The sequence below is a fragment of the Salinimonas profundi genome (genome assembly GCF_014750655.1).
GTDB lineage: Bacteria > Pseudomonadota > Gammaproteobacteria > Enterobacterales > Alteromonadaceae > Alteromonas > Alteromonas profundi_A.
This window is the reverse complement of sequence record NZ_JABBXD010000003.1, coordinates 55,124-80,414: the sequence shown is the minus strand read 5'-3', so window position 1 is coordinate 80,414 and position 25,291 is coordinate 55,124. Positions and strand designations below refer to the sequence as shown.

Annotated in this window: 22 protein-coding genes; 15 read left to right on the top strand and 7 right to left on the bottom strand. The window is 48.7% G+C overall.

Annotated elements, in window-relative coordinates:
* Positions 1–10 precede the first annotated feature (10 nt).
* Positions 11–1,081, bottom strand: a complete 1,071-nt coding sequence (locus tag HHX48_RS07730) for a serine hydrolase domain-containing protein (RefSeq protein WP_223858189.1) — start codon at positions 1,079–1,081, stop codon at positions 11–13.
* Between the two features lie 256 nt (positions 1,082–1,337).
* Between HHX48_RS07730 and HHX48_RS07725 the strand changes: the two genes are divergently transcribed.
* The 3 genes from HHX48_RS07725 to HHX48_RS07715 are packed head-to-tail and all read left to right on the top strand — an operon-like array spanning position 1,338 to position 4,119.
* The gene (locus HHX48_RS07725; protein WP_191023858.1) at positions 1,338–2,777 is read left to right on the top strand and encodes a DNA-3-methyladenine glycosylase 2 family protein; all 1,440 of its coding nucleotides are present in this window, start codon (positions 1,338–1,340) and stop codon (positions 2,775–2,777) included.
* Positions 2,774–3,238: a methylated-DNA--[protein]-cysteine S-methyltransferase gene (locus tag HHX48_RS07720; protein ID WP_317983486.1), complete on the top strand. Its 465-nt coding sequence runs from the start codon at positions 2,774–2,776 to the stop codon at positions 3,236–3,238. The genes HHX48_RS07725 and HHX48_RS07720 overlap by 4 nt, the downstream gene beginning before the upstream one ends.
* The gene (locus HHX48_RS07715) at positions 3,229–4,119 is read left to right on the top strand and encodes a DMT family transporter (protein ID WP_191023856.1); all 891 of its coding nucleotides are present in this window, start codon (positions 3,229–3,231) and stop codon (positions 4,117–4,119) included. The genes HHX48_RS07720 and HHX48_RS07715 overlap by 10 nt, the downstream gene beginning before the upstream one ends.
* A 16-nt stretch (positions 4,120–4,135) precedes the next feature.
* Here HHX48_RS07715 and HHX48_RS07710 read toward each other — a convergent pair whose 3' ends face one another.
* Positions 4,136–5,557 (bottom strand): diguanylate cyclase domain-containing protein, encoded by a 1,422-nt coding sequence (locus HHX48_RS07710; protein ID WP_191023854.1) that lies wholly within the window; start codon positions 5,555–5,557, stop codon positions 4,136–4,138.
* 194 nt (positions 5,558–5,751) lie between these two features.
* On the opposite strand from HHX48_RS07710, the gene glmU reads away from it, so the two are divergent.
* The 7 genes from glmU to HHX48_RS07675 all read left to right on the top strand — a co-directional run bounded on the left by glmU (position 5,752) and on the right by HHX48_RS07675 (position 16,870).
* Positions 5,752–7,113 carry a bifunctional UDP-N-acetylglucosamine diphosphorylase/glucosamine-1-phosphate N-acetyltransferase GlmU gene (glmU, locus tag HHX48_RS07705; RefSeq protein WP_191023852.1) on the top strand — a complete coding sequence of 454 codons (1,362 nt, stop codon included), beginning with the start codon at positions 5,752–5,754 and terminating at the stop codon, positions 7,111–7,113.
* Between the two features lie 116 nt (positions 7,114–7,229).
* Positions 7,230–8,258 carry a Gfo/Idh/MocA family oxidoreductase gene (locus HHX48_RS07700; RefSeq protein ID WP_191023850.1) on the top strand — a complete coding sequence of 343 codons (1,029 nt, stop codon included), beginning with the start codon at positions 7,230–7,232 and terminating at the stop codon, positions 8,256–8,258.
* Between the two features lie 72 nt (positions 8,259–8,330).
* A complete protein-coding gene (locus HHX48_RS07695; protein ID WP_191023848.1) occupies positions 8,331–9,131 on the top strand; it encodes a DeoR/GlpR family DNA-binding transcription regulator in 801 nt (266 codons plus the stop codon).
* 3 nt (positions 9,132–9,134) lie between these two features.
* The gene (glmS, locus tag HHX48_RS07690; RefSeq protein WP_191023846.1) at positions 9,135–10,967 is read left to right on the top strand and encodes a glutamine--fructose-6-phosphate transaminase (isomerizing); all 1,833 of its coding nucleotides are present in this window, start codon (positions 9,135–9,137) and stop codon (positions 10,965–10,967) included.
* A 698-nt stretch (positions 10,968–11,665) separates the two neighbouring features.
* The gene (locus HHX48_RS07685) at positions 11,666–13,018 is read left to right on the top strand and encodes a histidine-type phosphatase (RefSeq protein WP_191023844.1); all 1,353 of its coding nucleotides are present in this window, start codon (positions 11,666–11,668) and stop codon (positions 13,016–13,018) included.
* A gap of 110 nt (positions 13,019–13,128) precedes the next feature.
* On the top strand, positions 13,129–15,822 hold the full coding sequence (locus HHX48_RS07680) for a TonB-dependent receptor (RefSeq protein WP_191023842.1): 2,694 nt from the start codon (positions 13,129–13,131) through the stop codon (positions 15,820–15,822).
* Between the two features lie 52 nt (positions 15,823–15,874).
* Positions 15,875–16,870, top strand: coding sequence for a purple acid phosphatase family protein (locus HHX48_RS07675; protein WP_191023840.1), 996 nt, complete (start codon positions 15,875–15,877; stop codon positions 16,868–16,870).
* 270 nt (positions 16,871–17,140) lie between these two features.
* Here the strand turns inward: HHX48_RS07675 and HHX48_RS07670 are convergent, their stop codons facing one another.
* Positions 17,141–17,590 carry a hypothetical protein gene (locus HHX48_RS07670; RefSeq protein WP_191023838.1) on the bottom strand — a complete coding sequence of 150 codons (450 nt, stop codon included), beginning with the start codon at positions 17,588–17,590 and terminating at the stop codon, positions 17,141–17,143.
* A 492-nt stretch (positions 17,591–18,082) separates the two neighbouring features.
* On the opposite strand from HHX48_RS07670, the gene HHX48_RS07665 reads away from it, so the two are divergent.
* The 3 genes from HHX48_RS07665 (at position 18,083) to HHX48_RS07655 (ending at position 20,316) form a co-directional block, all read left to right on the top strand.
* The gene (locus tag HHX48_RS07665) at positions 18,083–18,289 is read left to right on the top strand and encodes a ParD-like family protein (protein WP_191023836.1); all 207 of its coding nucleotides are present in this window, start codon (positions 18,083–18,085) and stop codon (positions 18,287–18,289) included.
* Positions 18,290–18,320: 31 nt separating this feature from the next.
* Positions 18,321–19,052 (top strand): type I methionyl aminopeptidase, encoded by a 732-nt coding sequence (gene map, locus HHX48_RS07660; RefSeq protein ID WP_397541075.1) that lies wholly within the window; start codon positions 18,321–18,323, stop codon positions 19,050–19,052.
* Positions 19,053–19,155: 103 nt separating this feature from the next.
* On the top strand, positions 19,156–20,316 hold the full coding sequence (locus tag HHX48_RS07655; RefSeq protein ID WP_191023832.1) for an IS30 family transposase: 1,161 nt from the start codon (positions 19,156–19,158) through the stop codon (positions 20,314–20,316).
* 2 nt (positions 20,317–20,318) lie between these two features.
* Here the strand turns inward: HHX48_RS07655 and HHX48_RS07650 are convergent, their stop codons facing one another.
* Complete coding sequence (locus tag HHX48_RS07650) at positions 20,319–20,678, bottom strand: phospholipase D-like domain-containing protein (RefSeq protein WP_191023830.1); 360 nt, start codon at positions 20,676–20,678, stop codon at positions 20,319–20,321.
* 282 nt (positions 20,679–20,960) lie between these two features.
* Between HHX48_RS07650 and HHX48_RS07645 the strand changes: the two genes are divergently transcribed.
* Both HHX48_RS07645 and HHX48_RS07640 read left to right on the top strand, forming a co-directional pair.
* Entirely contained in the window at positions 20,961–21,461 is a 501-nt protein-coding gene (locus HHX48_RS07645) for a hypothetical protein (protein ID WP_191023828.1), read from the top strand.
* A 149-nt stretch (positions 21,462–21,610) separates the two neighbouring features.
* A complete protein-coding gene (locus HHX48_RS07640; RefSeq protein WP_191023826.1) occupies positions 21,611–22,195 on the top strand; it encodes an outer membrane beta-barrel protein in 585 nt (194 codons plus the stop codon).
* Positions 22,196–22,247: 52 nt separating this feature from the next.
* Here the strand turns inward: HHX48_RS07640 and nagA are convergent, their stop codons facing one another.
* From nagA to HHX48_RS07625, 3 genes are read right to left on the bottom strand one after another with little or no spacing between them, the layout of a single operon-like run.
* Complete coding sequence (nagA, locus tag HHX48_RS07635; protein ID WP_191023824.1) at positions 22,248–23,381, bottom strand: N-acetylglucosamine-6-phosphate deacetylase; 1,134 nt, start codon at positions 23,379–23,381, stop codon at positions 22,248–22,250.
* A 12-nt stretch (positions 23,382–23,393) separates the two neighbouring features.
* A complete protein-coding gene (locus tag HHX48_RS07630) occupies positions 23,394–24,269 on the bottom strand; it encodes a BadF/BadG/BcrA/BcrD ATPase family protein (RefSeq protein ID WP_191023822.1) in 876 nt (291 codons plus the stop codon).
* Between the two features lie 60 nt (positions 24,270–24,329).
* The gene (locus tag HHX48_RS07625) at positions 24,330–25,235 is read right to left on the bottom strand and encodes a phytanoyl-CoA dioxygenase family protein (RefSeq protein WP_191023820.1); all 906 of its coding nucleotides are present in this window, start codon (positions 25,233–25,235) and stop codon (positions 24,330–24,332) included.
* Between the last annotated feature and the right edge of the window lie 56 nt (positions 25,236–25,291).

Genomic DNA, 25,291 nt, shown 5'->3' with positions numbered 1-25,291 from the left:
AGGCTGGCGGTTAATCGTCAGCCTGCTCATAAAAGCGTTTCCAGAATTCTGCGGTGGTGGAGTTGATAAGGTTTGATTCCGCGTTCATCAGCATTACATAGCCCGCCTTAGCATCCGGATCAAACGAAACATCAGCGCGATAACCTTTTACCCATCCGCCGTGATAGTTCAGCGTATGTCCATCAAAGTCATACACCCGCCAGCCTAACCCGTAATGGGCATCTTTCAGATAACCGCGCCAGCCACGTCGATATATTTCACGCGTCGTACGCACGCGCGGTGTTGTAATGTACTCCACCAGTTCCGGCGGTACCACGGTGGGAAACTCGCCTAACAGCGCCTGCAAATAAATGGTCATATCGCTGATACTGGCATTAACTCCGGCAGCTGGCGTGAAACGGTAATAGTTACTTTCAATTACACCCTTACGCCATTTGTTACGGGCAATAGCAATATGCGGCTGCGCCCAGCGCTCGGCGCTAAGTAACGCACCTTTTCCGGCGCTGGCAGTTTTCATGCCCAGCGGGCTGAAAAGCTGTTCCTGAATCTGGCGATGATAGGACGTGTTTTGTGATACCAGATAGTATTCAATGGCACCGAACAAGGCATTTTGATAGGTGTAACATTCGCCGGGCGCACAAATCGGTTCAAGCTTGGCCAAATAGCTGAGCACTTTGTTAAGCGGATAATCGGCTTCAATAAGATTGTCATAGGCATTGGGCATAAACCCCGAAGATTGCCCGCTGATATGAGCCAGTTTCAGCTGATTCATGCCTTGTTTGTCAAAGGGAATATCGCTGACCAGTTCATTGATACCCATGTCCCAGCGCATCATATCGCGCTCGACAAGTTTGGCCAGCAGCAAGCCCGTAAAAGACTTGGATACAGACGCTAACCGAAATACGGTATTCTGATCCACCGGCAGTCCGCTGCGCCAGGTTTTGCCGTAGGTATAAATTTGTGGTGGTTTACCTTGTTCATAATATACAAAGGCATAGCCGGGAATATTGAATTTGTCGGCTTGCTGACGCACATACCGGGCGTAATCATCAACCCAACGTTCTGTGGCTTGCACATTCATGCTGATCAACGCCAGCAAAGCCCACAGGACCAGCCCGCTGATACGAATCAGGCCACCACGCAATATCTGCAAAAAAAGCTCCGAAAATTCATTAATTGCAGCGTTCTAAGGCTGCTTCTTATGTTTATGGCGAGGTATTATGCGTATCGGTTATCGCAGAATCAACCACCGTATAAATTGCAGTCACTTCCGATTTCATCGCACCTGAGGATTTTCTCGGGTTACACTGTAGGCAGTTAACGATGAGATACATGTTATGACTTCACTACAGGATACCGGTTCACACGATTTACAGCGTGCTTATCGCCAGGCCCGGCTGAGTCGGGACCCGCGTTTTGACGGTATCTTTTTTGTTGCTGTTATCAGTACGGGAATATTTTGCCGACCGATTTGTCCGGCACGCCTGCCGATGGAAAAAAATGTGCGATATTACGCGGTGGCGGCGCAGGCGCTGCAGGATGGATTCAGGCCGTGTCTGCGATGTCGTCCTGACAGTGCGCCGGACTCACCGGCATGGCGAGGCGTGGCAACCACCACTGATCGTGCGCAGCGTTTGCTCAGCGAACTGCCGGCACAGCCCGTTTCACACGTCGCGCAACGTCTGGGGATCAGCGAACGCTATTTGCACAGTCTGATACGTCATCATCTTGGGCTGACTCCCAAGCAGGTGCAAATTTATAGTCAGCTATGGTTCGCCCGCAAATTACTGTTGCAAACCCGCTTAACGGTAACCGATATTGCCGCCGCCTGTGGCTTGCAGTCAGCCCGACGTCTGCAGGATTTAATGAAAAAATACTGGGATAAAACACCGACCATGCTACGAGACAACCAACCTCCTTCGCATCATTCAGCCGGTATTTCGCTGTTCTTACCCTGCCAGACGCCTTACAACTGGCCGCAGGTGCGGGACTTTCTTGTTGCGCACTGTCTTGAGCGTGTGGAAGATGTTGGTGACAACCACTATGCCCGCGCCTTTGACTGGCAAGAAAGTGAGGGCTATATACACGCCGTTTTTGATGCCCGGCGCTGCGGCTTTGAGGTCACACTCCATTTGACAGACCTGCAATATATTCAGCCAGTCATGGCCAATCTGGCTCGTATGCTCGATACCAATGCGCAACCTGCCGTGATCCATGAGGCGTTGTCGGCCGCCGGTATCAGCGAGCAGTATCTTACCGAAGGCCTGCGATTTCCGGGCACCTGGGATGCGTTTGAAGCAGGGTGCCGGGCCATCGTAGGGCAGCAAATATCGTTTAAGGCCGCCACCAGTTATATTAACCGCCTCGATAACTATATTGATAAACATAATCAGTTTGGCGCTGTGTTTCCCACCGCGCGGGATGTCGTAAACCAGTCGCAGGATTTTCTCAAAATGCCGGCATCGCGACAGCGCACCCTGATGGCGTTTGCGGATGTCTGTATACAGGAGAATGCGGTACCGGATACCAGAACACTGCTTGCGGTTAAAGGTATCGGGCCCTGGACATGCGAGTATATAGAGCTTCGCGGTTACAATGCCTGCGACATCTATTTAAATGGTGATCTGATTGTGCGCAACATGGCAAAAGCGTTGTCGGTAACCCCGGATAATGCGGCCCCTTGGCGTAGCTATCTTACCCTTCAGTTATGGCATATTGCGCTGGAAGAGCGGGCGCAGTCAGCAAAGCAAAAGCAGAAAAAGCAGGAGACGGTGTGATGTTTCAGCAAACGCTAACAACGCCCTGTGGGCCACTTATCATAAGTGCGGGGAACAGAGGAATCACGTCGGTAACGTTCGCCGAACCTGAACACGACGATCATCCGGGTGAACTTACCCGGCAGGCTTGTCGTGAGCTTAGCCAGTATTTAGCCGGAGAGCCGGTTCAGTTTACCGTGCCCCTGGAAGTGACTGGCACCCCGTTTCAGCAGCGGGTGTGGCAGGCACTGACTGCAGTGCCTCATGGGCAGACCCGCACCTATGGGGGTATTGCTACCATGCTCAATAACCCAAAAGCGGTGCGCGCGGTGGGTGCGGCCAATGGTAAAAACCCTGTCGCAATTATCGTCCCCTGTCATCGTATTATCGGTGCGAATAAAAAGTTAACCGGGTATGCTGGCGGGCTTTGGCGAAAACAATTTTTACTGGAACTGGAAGGAATAAACGACCTATGCCAATAAGAGAAGTGCTTGCGCTGGTTTTACTGGGCGCTATCTGGGGCGCGTCATTTATGTTCATGCGGGTAGCCGCGCCCGAATTTGGCATTTTTGCATTGGTAGAAGTGCGCACAGTGCTGGCTACGCTGGTTCTGTTACCGGTTGTTTTACTCAAAAAGCAGCACAGCGATATGCGTCGGTTTTTCTGGCCAATCTTTGCTATCGGTGCCATTAACACTGCTATTCCTTTTGCCCTGTTCAATTACGCCAGCCTGCATCTTGAGGCCGGGGTTAACGCCATTTTAAACGCGACCGCGCCCATGTTCGGCGCAATGGTCGCGTTTGTATGGCTGCGGGAGCGGCTGTCCAAAGTTGCGATAACTGGTTTGGGGCTGGGGTTTATGGGTGTTTTTGTCATCAGTGAGCAAAAGGTCAGTGGCGGCCAGTTAAGTGCTGTGCCGATTGTGGCGGCGTGCCTGGCCACATGTTGCTATGGCATTGCCGCGTGTATGATGAAACGCTGGCTGACCGGCGCACAGCCACTGGCCGTCGCCACCGGTAGTCAGGCTGTCGCATCCGTATTACTGTTCCCGCTGGCCTTTATGCAATGGCCGGATGCCACGCCCTCGGTGAATGCCTGGACAAATGCTGTGGCGCTGGCCGTAGCCGGCACCGGGATCGCTTATATTCTCTATTTTCACCTTATCAGCGCGGTAGGTCCGTCAAAGGCGATTACGGTGGCGTATCTGGTGCCGTTATTTGCCATTGTGTGGGGCCTGGTCTTTCTGCAGGAAGCCATGTCTGTGCAAACCCTGATTGGTGGCGCATGTATCCTTGGTGGCGTTGCGATGACCACCGGAATCACCCGATTATTCAGCCGGCGCGGATTCGCACCGGCAAAATAGCGCTGGGAAGAAAGGACTAATTGATAAGCTGCATTCTTACCAGATTACAGCCATCCCGGCGCGCCTGATAAAGGGCATCTTCAGCATGGCTGGTGACCTCAGAGATGGTGCGGGGCGTGGCAGTATAGGAGATACCAAACGAAGCGGTCAGCTTTATCTGTAACGCCCTTTCCACTGGCCGCAAATTGCTGATTCCTTCGCGCAATGACTCAGCAACCTCAAAGGCCTCATGAGGGCCGATCTCAGGTAATAACAGGATAAACTCTTCGCTGCTCCATCGGCCGATAATATCTTTACTGCGCAGATTATCCTGCAAATAGCTGACGATATGATGGTAAACCTCATCGCCAATACTGCGACCGTAGGTGTCATTAATCACAGAAAAATGGTCGATATCGACCAGAACAACGCTCAATGAATGATAAGCCCGAAGCAGGTTATTATAATCATCGTTGACCTGACTACGATCGGGAAGGCGGCTTTGATGGGGCAGCACCACATCTTTGTGCATGTCTTTTCGAAAGTATGCCAGCAGGTGATAAACGGTGAGAAACAGGGCAAAGATAATGACCAGCAGCGTGATGACACTGGCGATAAATCCCTGGGAGATTTCAGTTTGTCGTTTGTCCAGGGGGCTGAGTAAGTAAACCGTCCAGCCAAACTGATTCAGATTAACCTCAGCAATCAGGTGTTCCTGCTGGTCGATAGTCACAAGCCGGTTATTAAGCGCCTGCGAGTTTTGTATTTTTTCCGGTAAGCTGGCATACCACGACAGCTCGCTCATATTGGTAAATTGTGAGTATCTCGCCATCAGACGGGCATCTGAAGAAAGCATGATGTCGCCTTTTTCATCGGCAAAGATAAAGTCGTACCCGTATTGCTGCTTATAAGTGCTGAAAATCTGCAAAAAGCTTTTAAGGCTTTTACCCACACCAAAAAAGCCCAGGAATTTGTCCTGTTCATTGAAGATTTTAATGTCGATATAAAAATGGGCGTCTTCCCATTTGCCTATATCGGCCACGGCATTTTGCGGCATATCCTTGTATTTGAAGTACCAGTTCACGTCGCCTTCAATTAGCTCTACTACCTGGCCGTCCGACATGTACTGAATCCGCTCGTTCTCGCTGGCGACAAAGAATGTCAGGTTGAACTCCTGTTCTAGCCTGTCAAGCATCGCTACCGTTTTTTCTTTATCCAGCTTTGGTTTGTCCATCAGCTCCATCAGCTCTTTGGACTGACCTAGCGCCTGGGCGGTATGCAGTGGTTTCATCAGCTCACTGGTAATCAGTGCAAACGCGGGGGAGAGAGATTGCTGTTGCGCCCGGCTTTGCTCGGCCACAATCTGGGTAATACTGAAATGCACCAGAGTGACGATAGCGACAGTCACAACCAGAAACAGCAGCAAGATACTGCGATGCAGTGTTCTGAAGGCTTTCACAGCTAACGCAAACTCCTTTGCTAATTATATAAAATATAAGTGATTTTGAGTATACCCACACATTGGGTGTACGACTAGCCATACCACCGATTAAACGAAAACCCTTTTTGCGCGTAATGAATCGCTGACTATTACTTTTTGCTTGGTTACACTAAGCCAAAATACTTTATTGCTAAGAAGTTTAAGGAATTTGCATGGCGTTTTCAGTTGTTATACTTGCCGCGGGTAAAGGAACCCGAATGAAGTCGAGTCTGCCCAAGGTACTGCATAAGGTAGGTGGCGTGCCTATGGTTCAGCGGATCATCAATACTGTAGAGCGGATGCAGGCCAGCGCTGTTCACCTGGTGTACGGACACGGCGGCAACCAGCTTCAAAGCACAGTAAGCGGCAAAACACTCAACTGGTGCCTGCAGGCTGAGCAGCTTGGAACCGGGCATGCAGTCCAGCAGGCTGCCGGACATGTAAAAGACGACGAGGATGTGCTGATTCTGGTGGGTGATGCCCCCCTTATCACTGAGCAGACGCTGCAACGCCTGGTAGATGTAAAAGCCAGTTGCGACCTGGCCCTTTTAACCGTGAACCTGGACGACCCAACGGGAATGGGCCGCATTGTGCGTGGCGATAATGGCAATATTGAAGCGATTGTCGAGCATAAGGATGCCAGTGATGCGCAACGTGAAATCACTGAGATTAACACCGGCATGATGATGATGAACGGTAGCGATTTGAAGCGCTGGCTGGACAATCTGAGTAACGATAATGCTCAGGGCGAATACTATCTGACTGACGTAATTGCTATGGCAGCGTCAGAAGGTAAGACCATTCAGGCTGCACAGCCTGATGAGGTGATTGAGGTAGAAGGCGTTAATAACCGTGAGCATCTGGCAAAACTGGAACGCGCGCTGCAAAAGTGGCAGGCAAAAGCATTAATGCATAACGGCGCCACGCTGGCAGATCCTGCCCGGGTTGATATTCGCGGCAACGTGACCACCGGTCAGGATGTTTTCATCGATGTTAACGCTGTCTTTGAAGGTGAGGTGGTGTTGGGCAATAATGTGGTGATTGGCCCTAACTGTGTGCTGAAAGATTGTGAAATTGGCGACGATGTCACTATTGAGGCCAATAGCATTATCGAACAGGCACAGGTTGATAGTCATTGTAACGTGGGCCCGTTCGCACGGCTTCGTCCCGGCGCAATCATGCACAAAGGTGCCAAAGTGGGTAACTTTGTTGAAATGAAAAAATCGGTGCTGGGTGAAGGCGCCAAAGCCAACCATCTGACCTATCTGGGTGACGCGACTATTGGCCCTAAAGCCAATATCGGTGCCGGTACCATTACCTGCAATTATGATGGCGTGAATAAATCCAAAACCGTTATCGGGGCGAATGCCTTTATCGGCTCTAACTCATCGCTGGTGGCACCGGTTGAAATTGGTGATAACGCCACGGTGGGAGCAGGCAGCACAATCACCTCAGCGGTAGATAACGATGCCCTTGCCGTGGCCCGGGGTAAACAGCGCAATATTGCTAACTGGCCGCGCCCGACCAAAAAATAACGATAGCGGGCATCGTGATGCTGAACGCATGATGCCCCGACTTTGCCCTTTCTCACGCTCTGACTATAGTTACCCTGCTTACCAACGCCTTGTCACCAGCCTCTCAGGAGACCGATATGATCAGCACCTTGCTTGTGGGCTTTGGCTTTTCTGCTAAAACCTTTCATTTGCCTTTTTTATTGCATAATGATGCCTTCACGATAACGGCGGTGGTGTCGTCACGGCCCGACGATGTAAAGGCAGTGCTACCGGATGCTGAAGTTTTTGAAACGCTGGCGCAGGCACTGAAGACAGTTTCACCGGATTTGTGCATTATTACGACGCCCAATCATCTGCACTTTGACCAGGCACGGCAGTGTTTGACGGCAAAAACCCATGTGCTGGTGGAAAAGCCCTTTGTATTGTCAGCGGCTGATGCAGAGTCGCTGGTAGCGCAGGCCGCGTTGGTTAACCGGTCAGTGCACGTTTATCAAAACCGGCGTTTTGACGGCGACTTTCTCACGGTTAAAAAGCTGATAGACACACAGCGGCTGGGCAACGTACGGCGAATGGAAAGTCGTTTCGACCGCTTTCGTCCGTTGCCAAGAGACCGTTGGCGCGAAAATGCGGGCCCCGGCGCGGGCATTTTCTGGGATCTTGGTCCGCACCTGCTGGACCAGGCCGTTCAGTTGTTCGGCCTGCCTGATGCCGTGCAGGCGAATATTGATACCCTGCGCGATGGCGGGCAAAGCGATGACTGCTTTGATATCAGCCTCTTCTACCCGCAACTTCATGTCAAACTGGGTAGCAGTGCGTTTCAGGCTGGCACCACGTTACGCTTTGATGTTCAGGGTGAAAAGGGGAGTTATCGTAAATTTGGACTGGATCCGCAGGAACAGGCACTCAGAGATAACAACCGTCTTGATGACAGCGACTGGGGTAAAACAGCACCAGATGAACATGGTAAGTTATGTAACGAAAGTGTTTGTGAGGTTTTTGAAACCTGTCAGGGTGATTATCGGAAGTTTTATCAACAGTTGTCAGAAAGTGTGTCAAATGGCGCGGAGTCGCCATGCAGCGGCCGCTCGGTGATACCGGTGATAAGACTGATGGAGCTGGCAATTGAAAGCAGCACTGAAAAAAAGCAAATATCTTTAAAAAAATAAAACCAAATTAAGTTGCGTGTCGTAATTATTTCCGATTTAATAACTTTCGTTTTGTAATTATTGAGTTTCATTATGCAGCGACGCAATACCGAGGCACGCCGTGAGGCGATCGTAGAGTGGGTTAACCGGGAAGGGCAGGTCCAGGTTGAGTCGCTGGCTGCCGAGTTTGGTACGTCTGAAGTCACTATCCGCAAAGATTTGACGACATTAGCGGCGCAGAAACTTCTGGTCCGGCAATTTGGCGGAGCCGCGCCGATGCCGGTATCAGCCAATACATTAATGAACAATCGAACCGGCGAGATAAACGGGCAAAACCAAGCTTCCGATACCAAAAAAGCCATTGGCTTAGCGGCTGCTAGTCTGGTGAAAAATAATAGTCGCATTATCATCGACAGCGGCAGCACGACCGCCTGCATGTTACCGCACCTTGATATACATTCACGGCTAGTCGTTATGACTAACTCGTTGCATGTGGCCTCAACGCTGACCAATTTCGACAGCGAGCCAACGGTATTGATGACTGGCGGCACCTGGGATGCGCAGTCGCAGTCATTCCAAGGCCACATGGCAGAACAAATGACCCAGGCGTATAGTTTCGACCTGGCCTTTATTGGTGCATCAGGCTTAGATGTGACCAGAGGAACAACCACTTTTAACGAATTAACCGGGCTGACCCAGACCATGGCCAGCGCCGCGAAAGATGTCGTTATCATGGCCGAGTCCGGCAAGTTTTTACATAAAATGCCGAATCTTGAGTTACCGTGGCACAGTATTGCTTATCTGGTCACTGACAATGATATCGACTTACAAACGAAACAAACAATTGAAGAGCAAGGTGTAACGGTGATTACCGCAGCGCCGGATGGAGAGTAGGATATGTGTGGAATTGTAGGCGCTGTCGCCGAACGTAATGTTGTTGAGATCCTTCTGGAAGGACTTAAACGTCTTGAGTACCGTGGTTATGATTCAGCCGGTGTTGCGCTGCTTGATAATGACGGTGGTATTAACCGCCTTCGCCGTACCGGTAAAGTACAGGAGCTGGTAGATGCTGTTGCCCAGCACGGTGCGCCGGGTACGACGGGTATCGCGCATACTCGATGGGCCACCCACGGCGGCGTAACAGAAAGTAACGCCCACCCGCACACCTCCAACGAGCGAATTGCCGTTGTTCACAATGGTATTATCGAAAACTATATCGACCTGCGTGAAAAGCTCAGCGCTGCCGGTTACCGGTTTACCAGCGACACCGACACCGAAACCATTGCTCACACCGTGCATGCAGAGATGGAAAAAGGGGCCGACCTGCTTAAAGCCGTACAGAATTCTGTTGCCCAGTTTCATGGTGCATACGGCACCGTAATTATGGATCGTGAAGACCCTTCAAAGGTGGTTGTCGCACGTTCTGGCAGCCCGCTGGTTATCGGCCTGGGTCTGGGCGAGAACTTCATTGCGTCTGATCAGATGGCGTTATTGCCAGTGACACGCCGCTTCATCTTCTTAGAAGAGGGCGATGTGGCTCAGGTGACTCGCCGTGAAGTGCTGATTTTTGATAAAAACGGTGAGCCGGTAGAGCGTGAAATTGTTGACTCGAAAGTTGAGCACGACGCGGGCGATAAAGCAGGCTACCGCCACTACATGCTTAAGGAAATTCACGAACAACCTACCGTTGTGCGTAATACCCTAAAAGATCGTCTGGACGAACATGGCCTGATGACCAATATTTTTGGCGAGCAGGCGGTGGAGATTCTGGCCAAAGTAAAACACGTGCAGATTATTGCATGCGGTACCAGCTATCACGCGGGCATGACAGCACGTTACTGGCTGGAGCAGTATGCGAATGTGTCTTGCGGTATCGAGATCGCTTCAGAATTCAGATATCGCAAATCAGTAGTGCACGAGAACAGCTTACTGGTTACTATTTCGCAGTCGGGCGAAACCGCCGATACACTGGCCGCCCTGCGTCTGGCCAAAGACTTAGGTTATATGTCCAGCCTGACCATTTGTAACGTACCTGGTTCTTCACTGGTGCGTGAGTCGGATATGGCGTTTATGACCAAAGCCGGTGCCGAAATCGGGGTAGCCTCTACTAAAGCGTTTACCACGCAGCTAACCGCATTTTTAATGCTGACCCTGGCAATTGGTGAGCACAACGGCCTGACCAGCGACGATAAAGCACAAATCGTGCGCGGCTTGCACAGCTTGCCCGCTAAGCTGGAAGAAACGCTGACCATCAGCGAAGGCATTGAAGATCTGGCCGAGGAGTTTGCTGATAAGAACCACAGCCTGTTCCTGGGACGTGGCGATCAGTATCCGATTGCAATGGAAGGCGCACTGAAGCTCAAAGAGATTTCATATATCCATGCGGAAGCCTACGCATCAGGCGAGCTGAAGCACGGCCCACTGGCTCTGATTGATGAAGAAATGCCGGTTATCGTGGTTGCGCCGAATAACGAACTGCTTGAAAAGCTTAAATCTAACGTTGAAGAAGTACGCGCTCGCGGCGGTATCATGTATGTGTTTGCTGATAAAGATGCCAAATTTACCAGTGATGACACCATGCGCGTTATCAACGTGCCGCACTGCGAACCCGCTATCGCACCAATCATCTATACGCTACCGCTTCAGTTGTTGTCCTATTATGTGGCACTGATTAAAGGCACTGACGTAGACCAGCCCCGTAACCTGGCTAAATCGGTAACGGTAGAATAAGAAGTCATTCTCTATAAAAGAGGCCACCATTAGGTGGCCTTTTTTGTTTTGAGGACACGTCATTGTGTCCAAAATTTCAAATTGCTGTCTACTATAAGCTTCATCCCGCTTTGTCCAATCTTTCCCAATTACCGCTGAAAGGGAGATGGTATGCTGAGCGCAAGAAGCAGACCATCAGGTCTGAACGTTCACAAATGGCTTATCTGACTAAATAACAATATTTTTAACCGTGGTTTTTTAAGCTATGAGATATCTGTTTCACGGAGGATATAAAAGTGGCTTTATTTGCTCGATAACATCTCTCATTAGCTCTAAATATAAACAGTTTCCTACCATTTAATATCGGTAATCCTCGACTATGCTAACGAAAAAATTACGTTACGCAATTTAGCTACTCACACCTTAAGTATTGTTCGGTATTACCAGCAAAGCAGTTTTATTAACAAATCGATTATCAGGTTGAGCACAGCAGGCGTGCAAACGCTTTAAGCACATTTCAATCAGCCGTAGATGTCATTGATACTGAAAACTACGCGACTTATAGCTTGGTAACAGTAAAGTAATCAGACTGTCATATTGGGAAAATAGGATGTGTGCCATCAAATTTATTCGATATAACAGTTGCTTATGTTTCTCTTAATCAACGTTAAGCCCTGCTTAACAATAAGCGGATCATATTACTTTTGACGGGAGCCTCTATGAGAACACTGACATTGTTCACAGCATCACTTGTGACGGTATCAGCTGTCGCCAACGGACAGAATTTTCTAACTAGTAAAACACCTTATCAACCTAAGCAGGATTACCAGTCCTATAGTCAGGTACCGCAGGGCTATCAATTGGCAATGATTCAACATGTAGCCCGACATGGATCTCGGGGGCTTTCCAGTGCCGATGATGATGTACTGATGATGGACCTTCTGCTCGCGGCTAAAGCGGACAATGCGCTGACACCTTTAGGCGAGAAGTTAATTACCCAAGTGGCAAAGCTTACGCAAGTCCAGGAAAAAATAGGTTACGGCAAGCTAAGTACTATTGGTAAGCAGGAGCATTATGATATGGCGCAGCGGCTGGTCGCTCGCCATCCTGATTTTTTTACAGCTGAAACCGAACGACAGGTGTTGTTTTCTAACTCCGGGCGGTCACGGGCTGCACAAAGTGGCGAGGCATTCAGACAGGGTCTGCTCAAATCGGCACCGGTGCTGGCAGACCAATTTCAAGTTCCTTATGTGAGCAAAGCGACACTTTATTTCCACAAGGCCGAGGGCCCGCATGATTACAAGGAATATAAAGACAGCGACCCGCGTATCAAAAATGCGATGGCGCAGATTGAAAACAGCGAAAAATCGGCAGACGTCAGCGAAAGTATATTGTCAGGCCTGTTCACGCAGCCGTTTATCGACAAGCTGAAGCAAGGAAAATTGCACTTTGAAGCCAATAACGGTGAGGACACACTGGACAATGGTATGGATGCAGTCTCGGCATTGTATGGTATGTATGCGGTGATCCCCGATCTTGCCAAAGACAGTGATGATCTCGATATGACGCCTTTCATTAGCGACGAGAACGCAGCCTGGCTAGCCTATATGGACGATGCTGACTCGTTTTATGGCCGTGGCCCAGGTTTCACCGGTGATGATATCACTTACCGGGCGGCGGATGCACTGTTCAGTGAAATGCTTTTACAAATCGACTCGCTTATTGATGACACGGAAGATGCACCGCTGGCCAGTTTCCGGTTTACCCACGCGCAGGTGCTGATGCCGGTAGCAACCTGGCTACAGTTTGATGGCACCGAAGTCACTGTGGACGAGGGTGAAATCTATACGTATGAAACCAATCCATGGCGCTCTGCTGATATCGCCCCTATGGCGGCAAATGTGCAGTGGGAAGTGTATCAGAACAACGAGCAGAATATTGTGGTGAGAATGCTTCATAACGAAAAAGAAGTGACTTTCCCAGCAATGTGTAAACCGCTCGAAGGTACTACTTACTTCTATGAATTTAAAGAAGTTAAAGCTTGCCTAAACGCGCTTCATGGCGAGCTTTAATAGCCTTTAGCATTGCTGAAAAAATATCACAATAAGGTTTCAGCGATCATCAACGTGTCACTTTTGCTTTATACCGTAGCCGCCAACACACAACATTTAAGAGAACACACATGAAAAATCGTATCTCAAGCCTGACTCTGGCTGTCAGTACTGCTTGCTATTCGTTTGCTTCAGTCGCAGCGGATAACGCTGGCTTGATTGGCCAGCTAACCAATAATAGTCAAGACCGGGTTTTTGCCGGAGCGAAGATTGAAATTACTGAATTAGGTAAGGAAACTTTCTCTGCCCGCGACGGCACATTTCGGTTTAATAATCTGCCAGCCGGTCAGTTTACACTGGTAGTGACATATTTGGGGGCAGAGCCCGTTTCTCGCAAGATTACGCTGACCGAGGGCAAAAATATAACGCCAGTGATTACGCTGGAAAGCGCCAGCGATACTCTTGAAGAGGTGATGGTTCGAGGTCAGCGTGGCGGTCAGGCCAGTGCAATTAATCAGCAGCGCATGGCTGATAATATCAAATCCATAGTTTCTGCCGATGCTATCGGGCAGTTTCCAGACCAAAACGCAGCCGAATCATTGCAACGCCTGCCTGGTTTGTCTATCGAACGCGATCAGGGGGAAGGCCGCTTTGTATCTATTCGTGGTATCGACCCTAATCTGAATAACGTTACCATCAACGGTTTAAATGTGCCTTCTCCGGAAGGTGGAGTTCGGTCAGTTACTCTGGACGTTATTCCCTCTGAGTTAATTCAGACCCTGGAAGTCTCTAAGTCTGTGACATCGGATATGGACGGTGACGCGATTGGTGGTTCGATTGCTGTTAAATCGGTAAGCGCCTTTGACCGTAAAGGCCAGACTGCCAGTGTATCGGGGCAACTAAGTCAGAACGAGTTGCGCGATGAGGTGAGCCCTAAGGTTTCCGGCACTTATACCAACCTCTGGAAAGACACGTTTGGTGTGGCCGCAGCCTTGTCATATCTCAAACGCGATTTTGGTTCAGACAATATCGAGTCAAATGCTGACGACGAAATTGAACAGCGTCATTACACGATTACCCGTGAGCGTTTAGGGGCTGCGGTCAACTTTGACTATCGTCCTGACTTCAATAATTCTTACTATCTTCGCACCCTGTACAGCGAATTTTCTGATGAAGAATATCGCCAGCGCAATACCTTTGTATTTGACGACGAAGACTCCGAAGTTGAACGTCAATCCAAAGACCGTTATGAAGAACAATCTATTCTGACTATCGCTGTCGGGGGCGAGCATGTTCGTGACGAATGGACTTTTGACTATCAACTGGGTTATGCCAAGTCTGACGAAGATGAGCCGGATGCACTTTATTACAACTTTATCATCGAAAACGACAGTATCGAGAGTGATATGCAACAGGTCATCCCCAGCATTGTTTACCCGGAGTCGGTCAATGATTTCAATAACTACGAGGTTGACGAAATCAGCTTTGAGGATAACTATGCCGAGGATACAGAAAAAAGTATTAAAGCGAACCTGAGCAAAGCCTTTGCCCAAAACACGTATCTCACCGAAATCAAAACCGGGATTAAGTACCGTACCCGCACTAAAACTGTCGACAGCAACATCTACAATTACGACGGGGACTTCGATAATACGGATCCCACGCGCTTTGCGGCCGGTGACGTAGACTGGGGGCTGGGTAACTTCGGCCCGGGCCTTAACCGCGGCGAGATGCGTTCTTATTTTGACCAGAATCGTGGTGCGTTAGAGTTGGCTGACCTTGATTCTGAACTGGAGTCCAATGGCGCGTCTTACCAAACCAACGAAGATATCTTCGCAGCTTATCTGATGAGTACATTTGATATTAACGACTTGCACATAGTGGCCGGTGTTCGTTATGAAAAAACCGACTTTGATACCACCGGGATGCGTGTCGAGCTGATTGAAGATGAACAAAATGATACAGAAGAAGTGGCTAATACGGTATGGCAGTCTGAGCGAAATTATAATCACTTTCTGCCCAGCATTAACGTTAAGTACACTATTTCAGACAAGCTGATTTTTCGCGGTGCCTATACACAAACAATCGCGCGCCCGGGCTTTGAGGAATCAGCCGCTTTTCAGATTATTGAGAGCAAAACCGAAGAGGATGATGGCGCTTTTGTTACCGAGCGTGAAGCAGAAGTGGGTAACCCGCAATTGCAACCTTATGAGTCAGATAACTTCGACCTGTCGGTTGAATACTACCCGGGCCAGATTGGTGTGCTATCTGCCGGTTTGTTTTACAAGCAAATCGATAATTTTGTGGTCTACGCTGATGTAGCAGGCATGCAGGGCTGGGAAGGCTTTGACGAAGTCATTCAGCCGCGCAATGGTGAAGACGCTGATCTATCGGGTGTTGAGCTGTCGTGGGTTAAAGTTTTTGATAACGGTCTGCTTCTATCCGCAAACGGTACCTTCTCATCTTCTGATGCCACCACCTTATTAGACGGCGAGGAATATAAAACCAGCCTGCCTAACCAGTCGGATACCGTTGGTAATCTTACTGTAGGGTACGAAGACAACGACTGGAGCCTGCGTCTGGCTATGAATTACAAAAGTAAAAACCTGGACGAAATCGACGGTGACATGTTGCGAATGGAAGATGCTCATCAACAGTTAGATTTCATGGGCAAATATTACATCAACCAGGATCTTACGGTCTATTTTAATGCCATCAATATTAATGATGAACCGTACTATCACTACTTCGACCGACGTGACCAGAATGCCCAGTACGAAGAGTATGGCCGTACTTTCGAAATTGGTTTTAACTGGCAACTTTAATCAAAATTGATAAAAAAGGCGGGCCCCGGTCCGCCAGAACTCTGAGGTTTTAATGAAATTTATACAACGTTTAGTTCTGGCCACATTAGTCAGTTCGTCGCTCACCTATGCTGCCGAACACCAGCAAGACGAAGTCTTCGATGAGCACTACTATCAAACACACCAAATAAAGTCTTCAATAACTGATATGGATGACGGCTACACCTTTTTGGTCGTCGGTGATTGGGGCCGAAATGGCCACTTTGCTCAGCGCAGCGTCGCTAAATGGATGGATGTTGCGTCGTATCAGTTTGATGCAGACATGATCATTTCAACCGGTGACAACTTTTATGAGAACGGTGTTGCGTCGGTCAATGATCCCTACTGGCAGAGTTCCTACGAAGCCATTTATGATGGTCCGAGCCTCTTTGTGGATTGGTACGTGGTGCTAGGTAATCATGATTATCGGGGCAATTGGCAGGCCCAAATCGATTATTCTGATATTAGTCGTCGCTGGAATATGCCCGCCCAGTATTTTGAGAAGATGATCAAACTTGAAGAAGGAGGGACGGTACATCTGGTCTTTTTAGATACTAACCCACTTAATCCAGATTATCAGCACGAACCCAAGTATCAAGAGACCCAGCGGCAGGACGGCAAAGCGCAACTGGCTTGGTTTGAACAAACGCTGAAAGACAATGAAAATGCCGACTGGACCATTGTGATTGGTCATCATCCGCTTTATTCCAGCGGTAAACGCTACGGCGAAACCGGCGCAGTACGCGGTGTAATAGAACCGTTGTTGGAAAAGTATGAGGTAGATGCCTACATCGCCGGTCATGAACATGATTTGCAACACAACAAGCCTGCCGGTAGTAGTGTCGAACACTTTGTTTCTGGTGGTGGCTCAGAGATCCGCCCGGTGGCACAGCGGGAATTTACCGCTTTTGCCAAATCATCAGCCGGTTTTGCTGTCGTAAAAGTCAATCATCACACGTTTACTCTTGAATTCATCGATGACAAGGGTAAAGCGCTCTATCATTATGATTTGGATAAGAGCAAGAAGTAGTCCTGATGCCCCGGTTAACAACTGGGGCTTATTGCCGGAGTATAAAGTAGTAACGTTATATATTACTCGCTGTGAAAGGTGTCTTTGAGTGGTATTTAGCGCTTTTGAGATAAGTGTTTAAGATAGGTTGGTCATGAAACTGTTGTCTACTCGTTCTGAGACTAAGGTTACGCTTTTTAACTGACACCGAGCCCCGGCCTCTACCATTCAATAACCTGCATTTAGGATTTAGCCGTTTTTAACTTCGTAGTGATGTTGTGGATGCATTGATTATAACCGTTTAATCTGATTATTGATTAAAGGGGTTACAGAGTCATGAATACCCTCGGTCGGGCCAAACATAAAATGATGTTTCTTCTGACTTCTATCTTTTTTATTAACCAATACGTGCTTTTCAATAATTGTAAGATTCTCAATTTCTTCTTCGTGAATTTTGGTGACGGTTGGGAATGTTTGGATATAAACATATTTGCCACGCCTGATTATCGAATGTCTGCCCCATATCCAGCAAACAAGTGTCACCATTAAAACAACCGTTGTATAAAAAGCAATGCGTACAGATTGGTTCTCAGGTGCAAGCGCTCCCGCAAATATAAATACAAGAAATAATGTCGTGGTGTAATTTAATAAAAAGAGTACAGTCATTTTTCTTACCAGAAAGAGTGACCGATGCTTCTTTTGATTATAAGTAACAAAAACAAGCGCCACTAATTGTGCCAATCGCTGTGCCTAAACCGCTACTGCCCGTGATGCCAGCACCAACGCCGAAACCAAAACCGCCCGCAAAATCTGCGACACCACCAATAACTCCACTAGCAATACCGCCACCAACAGCCTCAGGGCTGTGTCCACTTTAGCAAGAGCAATCCAGACTATTTAAATCTCGTGAGACTTTATACTGAACTTATGAATAGCTTTTAAACTGAATTGATTTCGGGTTAAGAAGGAATCTAGCATACTGCAATCGGACGCTGATAGTAATTACATCATGGTGCGGTTTACTTACTATGTTGCCTCGGATAATTAACGTAGTGGCAGAAAAAAACAAGAGCAGACTGCCGCCTTCGTTTGATGAATGAAAGGTTAGCGGATCATTTTTTAGCTGGGGTGATATCGGCTTTATTTGTTCTACTCCTGGCACGCTTTTCTAATTTGCAATAAGCATCCATTGTGATACATAATGCTACAATTCATAGTTAAAGTGTAATCGTTATGGGTATAGTAAAAATTTCAGATACTCTTCATGAAGAGGTTCGCAAAACCAGTGCGGTAATGGAGCGTTCAATAAATTCTCAAGCAGAATTTTGGATGAAAGTAGGTCGGATTGCCGAGCAGAATCCAACGTTAACCTATGAGCAAATTATTGAACGTGAAATGCGTTCTCAAAACGTGAAGTCGGTTAGGTTGATCAGTGAATAGCTTGGTGAAATCGGCGCACGAAATTCAATTGATGCGCGAATCGGGGCAACTACTGGCGCGTGTTTTTACTGAGTTAGACAAGATAATTGACTTGGGCATGTCCACGTTAGAAGTGAATGACTTTGTTGAGCGTTTTATTGTTGAAACACTTAATGCCAGGCCCGCGAGTAAGGGGCAATACGGCTACAAATACGTATTGAACAGTTCGGTTAACGAGGTGATATGTCACGGCGTACCGTCGCCATCCAAAAGACTTAAAAATGGCGATATTGTCAATATTGATATCACACTTGAGAAAAACGGCTATATTGCCGATAGCAGCAAGATGTATTTAATGGGTAGTGTTTCACCCGCTGCTCGTGAGCTTGTTGATGTGACATATGAAGCAATGTGGGCAGGAATAAAAGCGGTAAAACATGGTACTACGCTTGGTGATATTGGTTTTGCTATCCAGAACCATGCAGAAAGGCGCGGATATAGTGTTGTGCGTGAATATTGTGGGCATGGAATTGGTAAGGAAATGCATGAAGAGCCACAAGTGTTGCACTTTGGATCTGCGAATTCGGGTATGCGATTACAAGCAGGTATGACATTTACTATTGAACCTATGATCAATCAAGGTAGCCATAAAACCAAATTGAAAAAAGACGGCTGGACTGTGGTTACTCGGGATAAAAAGTTATCTGCTCAATGGGAGCACACTATACTAGTCACACAAAATGGTTATGAGGTGTTGACCCTCCGTCCTACCGAAATGCGATGAATGGAACGTACACAATCCAACAGCAGAATAGCGAACGTCCGCTTTACGTCTTGAGTTCAACTGGTGAATGCAACGCTATCCTTACTTGAGGAGGAATGTTGCCATGAAACAAAGAAAGCGCATCTATTATTCACCTGAACAAAAAGCACTTATTTGGGACAGATATAAGCAAGGCGATTCGCTTCATGACATTGCCAGAATGTTTGACCGCAATCATTCTTCGATTATGCCCACCATCTATCAAACTGGAGGATATCGGCCACCAGAAAGAAAAAGACATCCACAATCTCTTTCGCTTGATGAAAGAGAAGAGATATCACGGTGCTTAGTCAGTAAACAATCCATTCGAGAAATTGCCAGGCGTTTGTCCAGAGCGCCATCTACAATCAGTCGAGAGATAAAGCGAAATGGTGGACTGGAGCGCTACCGTGCCGTTAAAGCAGAACAGCGAGCATGGGACGAAGCATTAAGACCTAAGCCATGTAAATTAATCGGCTCGCCAGAGTTATGTAAACTGATAGCTGTTAAGCTTAAAAGAGCATGGTCACCCCAACAAATTGCGGGTTGGTTGAAGCGACAATATCCCGCTAATCAGGAAGTGTACGTGTCCCACGAAACCATCTATAAAACACTCTTCATTCAGACGCGAGGAGCGCTGAAGAAAGAGCTGCAACGGTGCTTGAGAACGAAAAGAACCGTCCGAAAGTCTCGTACAACAACCCTAAAAGGCCAAGGCTTAGGCCAAATTTCAGATGCTTTATCAATCAGTGAGCGCCCAGCTTCCGTTGAGGATAGAGCTGTGCCGGGACATTGGGAAGGCGACCTGATATGCGGCTCAAAGAATAGCTACATCGCAACGCTTGTTGAACGCCATTCCCGTTATGTGATGCTTGCCAAAGTGGAAGATAGTAAGTCATCTACTGTTATCGCTGCACTGATTAAACAAGCTCAAAAGCTACCAAGCGAATTGTATAAATCCCTCACATGGGATAGAGGCAGGGAAATCAAAGACCACAAGCAGTTCACACTGGCAACTGACATCAAAGTATACCTGTGTGATCCTCATTCTCCTTGGCAACGCGGTTCAAATGAAAATACCAATAGACTTTTGAGACAGTATTTCCCCAAAAGCACTGACTTATCAGTACACAGTCAACAAAAACTTAGTAGCGTCGCAAGACAACTTAACGAAAGACCTAGAAAGACGTTAGACTATGAAACACCAGCTCAGAGATTTAACCAGTGTGTTGCATCCATCAATTGAACTCAAGGTATGTTAACACCGCGATCGGCTGCCTTCAGCAAGCGGTTCGCCATGACCTGGCCGACCAAATCGTCATGCCAGATATAATACTGTACATCCAGGCTGGTCTGCGCGGCCTGTATCAGTCGCAGCCTGACAGCAAGTGCCTCCATACCATCAGACAGAAGTTCAAACCCGGAGTCTCCCTCATATTTCAGGCCCAGCTTTTCGATATCCTGATATAACGGCGAGTCGATAATTGACACCAGCGGTGGCTCGTCCGGTAATTCTCTGGGGGGCAGGCGCGCGCAGCCCGTCAGCAGTAAAGCGGGTACAAGCAAGAGCAGGGTCAGACAAACAGGTGGTCTGTATTTATCGTTCACCGTTATCACCAGATTGGCAGCGCAAGGTGTCTTTAATGAAATAGTTGATGCACTCGGAAAAGTCCATTTTTATTACTGCGCGGTGATAAAACTTTCAGCAGTACGCAGCGTGTGCATGAATCAAAATAAACTAACCGAAAATACACGCTTTTCTCGTATTGGCTTATAATTGCTATGTAAATCCCTTAACCTGCAAAAAAGATTAACAGTCAGAACCGGTGAAACTGTCTGTTTGCGGTCTCTTTTTTTAACGCTTTCTGGTGAAAAGATACGGAGACCTTTATGAATAACTATTTACCCACAACGTTACTGCTTTCCTTTGCTCTTGCTGGCTGCTCGGGCATGTCATCAGAGCAACAAAGTAAAGTTGACGCTATGTCTGACTGTGAAAAGGTCACGGCGCTGGTGCGCTCAGCGGATAACGGATTTATGCCGCTCAAAGGAGCCGAAGTCAGCTCAAAATTCATGACATCCTGGAATGCAAAAGCGCAACTGGTGGGTGATAACTGTAAAGTTGTCGAAACCAGTGACGGTACTATGCAATACATGTGCAGCGCACAGTACGCTACCGAACAGGAAGCACAAAGTGTGCATGATGAGGCGCAAATGCTGACGCAGCGTTGCCTGGGCGATAAGTGGCAAGCCAGTACGAACGAAGCGCCGAGAAGCCGCACGACCACCATGGAGAACCCTCAGGAGCCGGCGCGCATCCTACTTACATTGGGACAGGGCTATGATAAGCGTAAACCCTGGATTGTGAGCTTCAAAGTTGTCAGACAATAACGCTGCCCGATTAACAGCAATCGGACAGGAAAGTTGCCACCGGTATGCTCAGTTAAAGACGATATAAGATCTTTAATTTCTTTAAAAAATCTGGTTACTATCTGTTTTGTACGCATAGGGCGGACCGGAATTTATTAAAGGAATAAACCATGAAAGGTGTACTTATCGCCGCGTTACTGGGCGTGTGGAGTGTAGGCGCTGCTGCCGTAGAACCTGTTTATGATTATGCTTCTGTTGGCTATAGCCAGGCGGATGTGGATAACAGCGATGGCTTTCAGCCCGCGGGCTTTAAAATCTTTGCTTCAAAAGCGCTTACAGACAGTATTTTTTTAAACGGTACCTTCAGCCGGCTTAGTGATGAGGTTGAAGCGTTTGACCTGGATTTTGATGAAGCGTCCCTGGGTTTTGGTTATCGTTACGGATTAACGCGCTCAGCAGACGTGTACGGCACACTGAGCTATGAGTACGTAAAGCTGACTGCCAAAGTTGGTAGTCGCTCAGAATCTATCGACGACAACGGATATGGCCTGACCGCTGGCGTGCGCACGATGTTAACCAGAAGCTTTGAGTTACGTGGCGCGGTTAAGTTTATTGATGTTGATGAAGGCAGTGACACGGGCGTGTCAGTGGCCGCCGACTACTTTTTTACTGATCAACTGGCCGTAGGGGCGGAAGCCTCCATTGGCGATGACGTCAATACGTACGGTGTTAATCTTCGTTATAATTTCTTTTAATTACAGGGGGATGCTCGAAGCCGCATTCCCAACGTCTTTTATACAACAATTTTCACGATGCAATATGGGGGCAAGCCGCAGCGACAGACGTCAAGCGGAAATTATCATCCAGCACCACAAAGTTTGCCCACGCCCCAACGTTCAGATGTCCAATCTGAGGATTATTTAAAAATGCAGAGGGTGTTGAGGTCGCCATTTGCAAAGTGGCCCAGGCGTCTACGCCAACGACATCACGCGTGTTGCGTACTGCTTCTGACATTGTCAGGTTAGAGCCTGCCAGCGTACCGTCCTCCAGATTCAGCGTTTCACCACGCTGATAGACATTCACACCCTGATAGACAAAGTAATCAATATCACTGCCCGCCGGTGCCATTGCATCGGTTATCAGCATGATTTTTTGCGCTCCCTTAGCACGAATTGCCAGCGCCGCACTTGCCGGGTGCACATGGTGAGTATCGTTAATCAGGCCACAGTAAACGTTATCGTGATAAAGCGCTGCCCCTACCACACCGGGCGCGCGACTGGTCAGCGGGGACATAGCGTTGAACAAATGTGTTGCGCCGGTAGCGCCAGCTTCAAAGGCTGCCATGCACTGCTCAAATGTAGCATTGGTATGCCCGACACTGACAATCACACCGGCTGAGACCAGTGCGTTGATTTGTTCGCAAGACACCGCCTCTGGTGCCACGGTGACCATGACCTGACCAATGTCCTTACGGCAGAATAACGTCATTTCAGCATCTGTAAGCGGGCGCAGATGCGCATCACTGTGCATGCCTTTTTTTGCCTGGCTCAGATGTGGCCCCTCAAAGTGTATACCTACTATGCCTGAGGGATCTGCTGCGTGCACATTGGCAACCGCATCGGCGCCCCGGCGCATAATATCGATGTCATCCGTGATAATCGTGGGGAGCATGCTGGTGGTACCGAACTGACGATGAGCACGGACCATAGTGTGCAGCGCTTCCGCACTGGGTTTGTCATTAAACTGCACGCCACCGCCCCCGTTTACCTGAATATCCACAAAGCCGGGCGCGACAAGCCCGGCCAAATGTGTGGCATGTTGCGCGGTGGCTGGTGAGGTATCAGGAGTAAATGTTGTAATCACGCCTTTATCTTCGCTGAACAACACATTGTTTAGCAGGGTATGGCCATCGAACAGGGTATCGGCAAAATAATCAGTCATAATCGGCGTTATTTACATTGGAGTTAAAGTGGATTGGGCTAACCATATCGCGCCCTGTGTGGGCGTTGCCAGTGGTTCTGACAAACCCGCCTGCACGTGCTGACTCAGCCAGGGACGCCATACCGGTGCCAGCCCGCCGGTCATAGCAATTCTGCCCGGGTTACAGGCTTGTATACGGGTAAAAAGTCGGGTCAGATAGTCACAGCCTTTTTGCATAATTTCACGACTGACGGGTTCGTCCCGTGCAGCCTGATGGGTCACCAGCGGCGCCAGGGCGGCGTAATCGACAGAGCGAAAGTGCAGGGCGTGGGCAACCAACTCCTGGGCGGTATGCAGGCTTAACGTTGCACAAACCTGCTCTGCCAGGTCGTTGTGTTCCTTAAGGCCATCAAGAGTATGCAGCGTAGACTGCAACGCCTGCCAGCCAAGCCAGGCACCCGATGCCTCATCGCCAAGTGGAAAACCATGACCACCCAACGTTGTTTCTATGCTGTCGGTTCTGACATAGGCGGAGCTGCCAGTGCCAGTGATAATTAATGCGCCGTTTTGCTGCAGGTGCGCACCAGCGCAGGCTATGTGCATGTCAGTGGTATAGCGGACCTGATCAAAGGGCAGTGTCCACTGCTGGGCGATGGCTGCGTATTTATCAATATTAAGCCCGGCCAGACCAGCGACCACATATACCGCAGTTCTATCTTCTTGAGGGATGCACTGCATTACCTGTTCACACACTTGCAGGACCGAGCGATAAGCCTGCTCTGCATTTTGCGCAACATTGGCAGGGCCTGCTTCGGTTTCGGTGATCAGGCGCCCGTCAACAGACTCAAGGCGCGCCCGGCAACGCGTACCGCCGCCATCAATACCCACTATCCATTTTGCGTTTGTCACGTTTTACCAGCCTGAAGGAATATCTTATTGGCTAAGTGTATCGTGACTGAGCCTTAAACCCTACAAGTCGGCGGTAGGATTTTTCAGGCTGCTCTGACCGGTTATGTCGGCAAAGATCTTATCGCGGCGGGCAAGCTGGTTGGGATGCGCGCGTCCATAGCTCATCAGGTTACGATGTGAAGTGAAGGTCAGGTTTAATAATACCCGTCGCTCATGGCCTTGCGTTCGCTTATGGAGTGTTTCAACATTTTCGAAAAACACGGTCCCGGCCCGTCCCGTTATTGGCGTAATGTCATGTTGTAGCGATGTGTAGGCGTCTTTGTCGCTCATGCCTCCATCAAGGAGTGTACGAAGTGTTATACGTTTATGTGAGCCAGCGATAGCCACATGATGGGAGCTTGTTATGCTGACATCGGTCAGATAGACAAAGACGTTGAGCGACTGCCAGCCTGCGTAATCGAAATGAAAGTGATTTTGAGAAAGCGGTTTTTTACCGGCCTCAGGGTTGGTGACAAATAGAGACGATTCAATCAGCACCGGTTCACATTGTAAATATTCACTGACCACATTGAGGATTGCAGGGTCGCTGGCAATTTTCGCCACATGCTGGCTGACCTCGTGGGACTGGTGATATTCAGCGGCTGGAAGCTGGTCTGTGATTTTTGTCATACTTTGTGTAAACGACCGCGGCAACGTACCCGCTTTGTACACGCCGTTGGTGTGAAGTGCAGATGCGATTGTCTTGGCATTGAGTCCGTGCATCAGCGACACGTTGGTAGGACGCCAGCGGGCCGGACCGCGAAAAAACTGAATCAGGGCAATGATGCTGTATCGCCATGGTCCGAAGTGGATAAGCTGACGAGCAATTCGGATGGTTTCTGACAGATGAAAACGTCGTGTGGTGCGACGTGCCCAGTTAAATAACCGGGAAAAGATTCTCGTGCGAGAGGCGGGATAGTAAAACATAGTGCCGTTCCGTGGTACAACGCATCTTCCTGATGCAAACTGGCTACTAGCTTGTG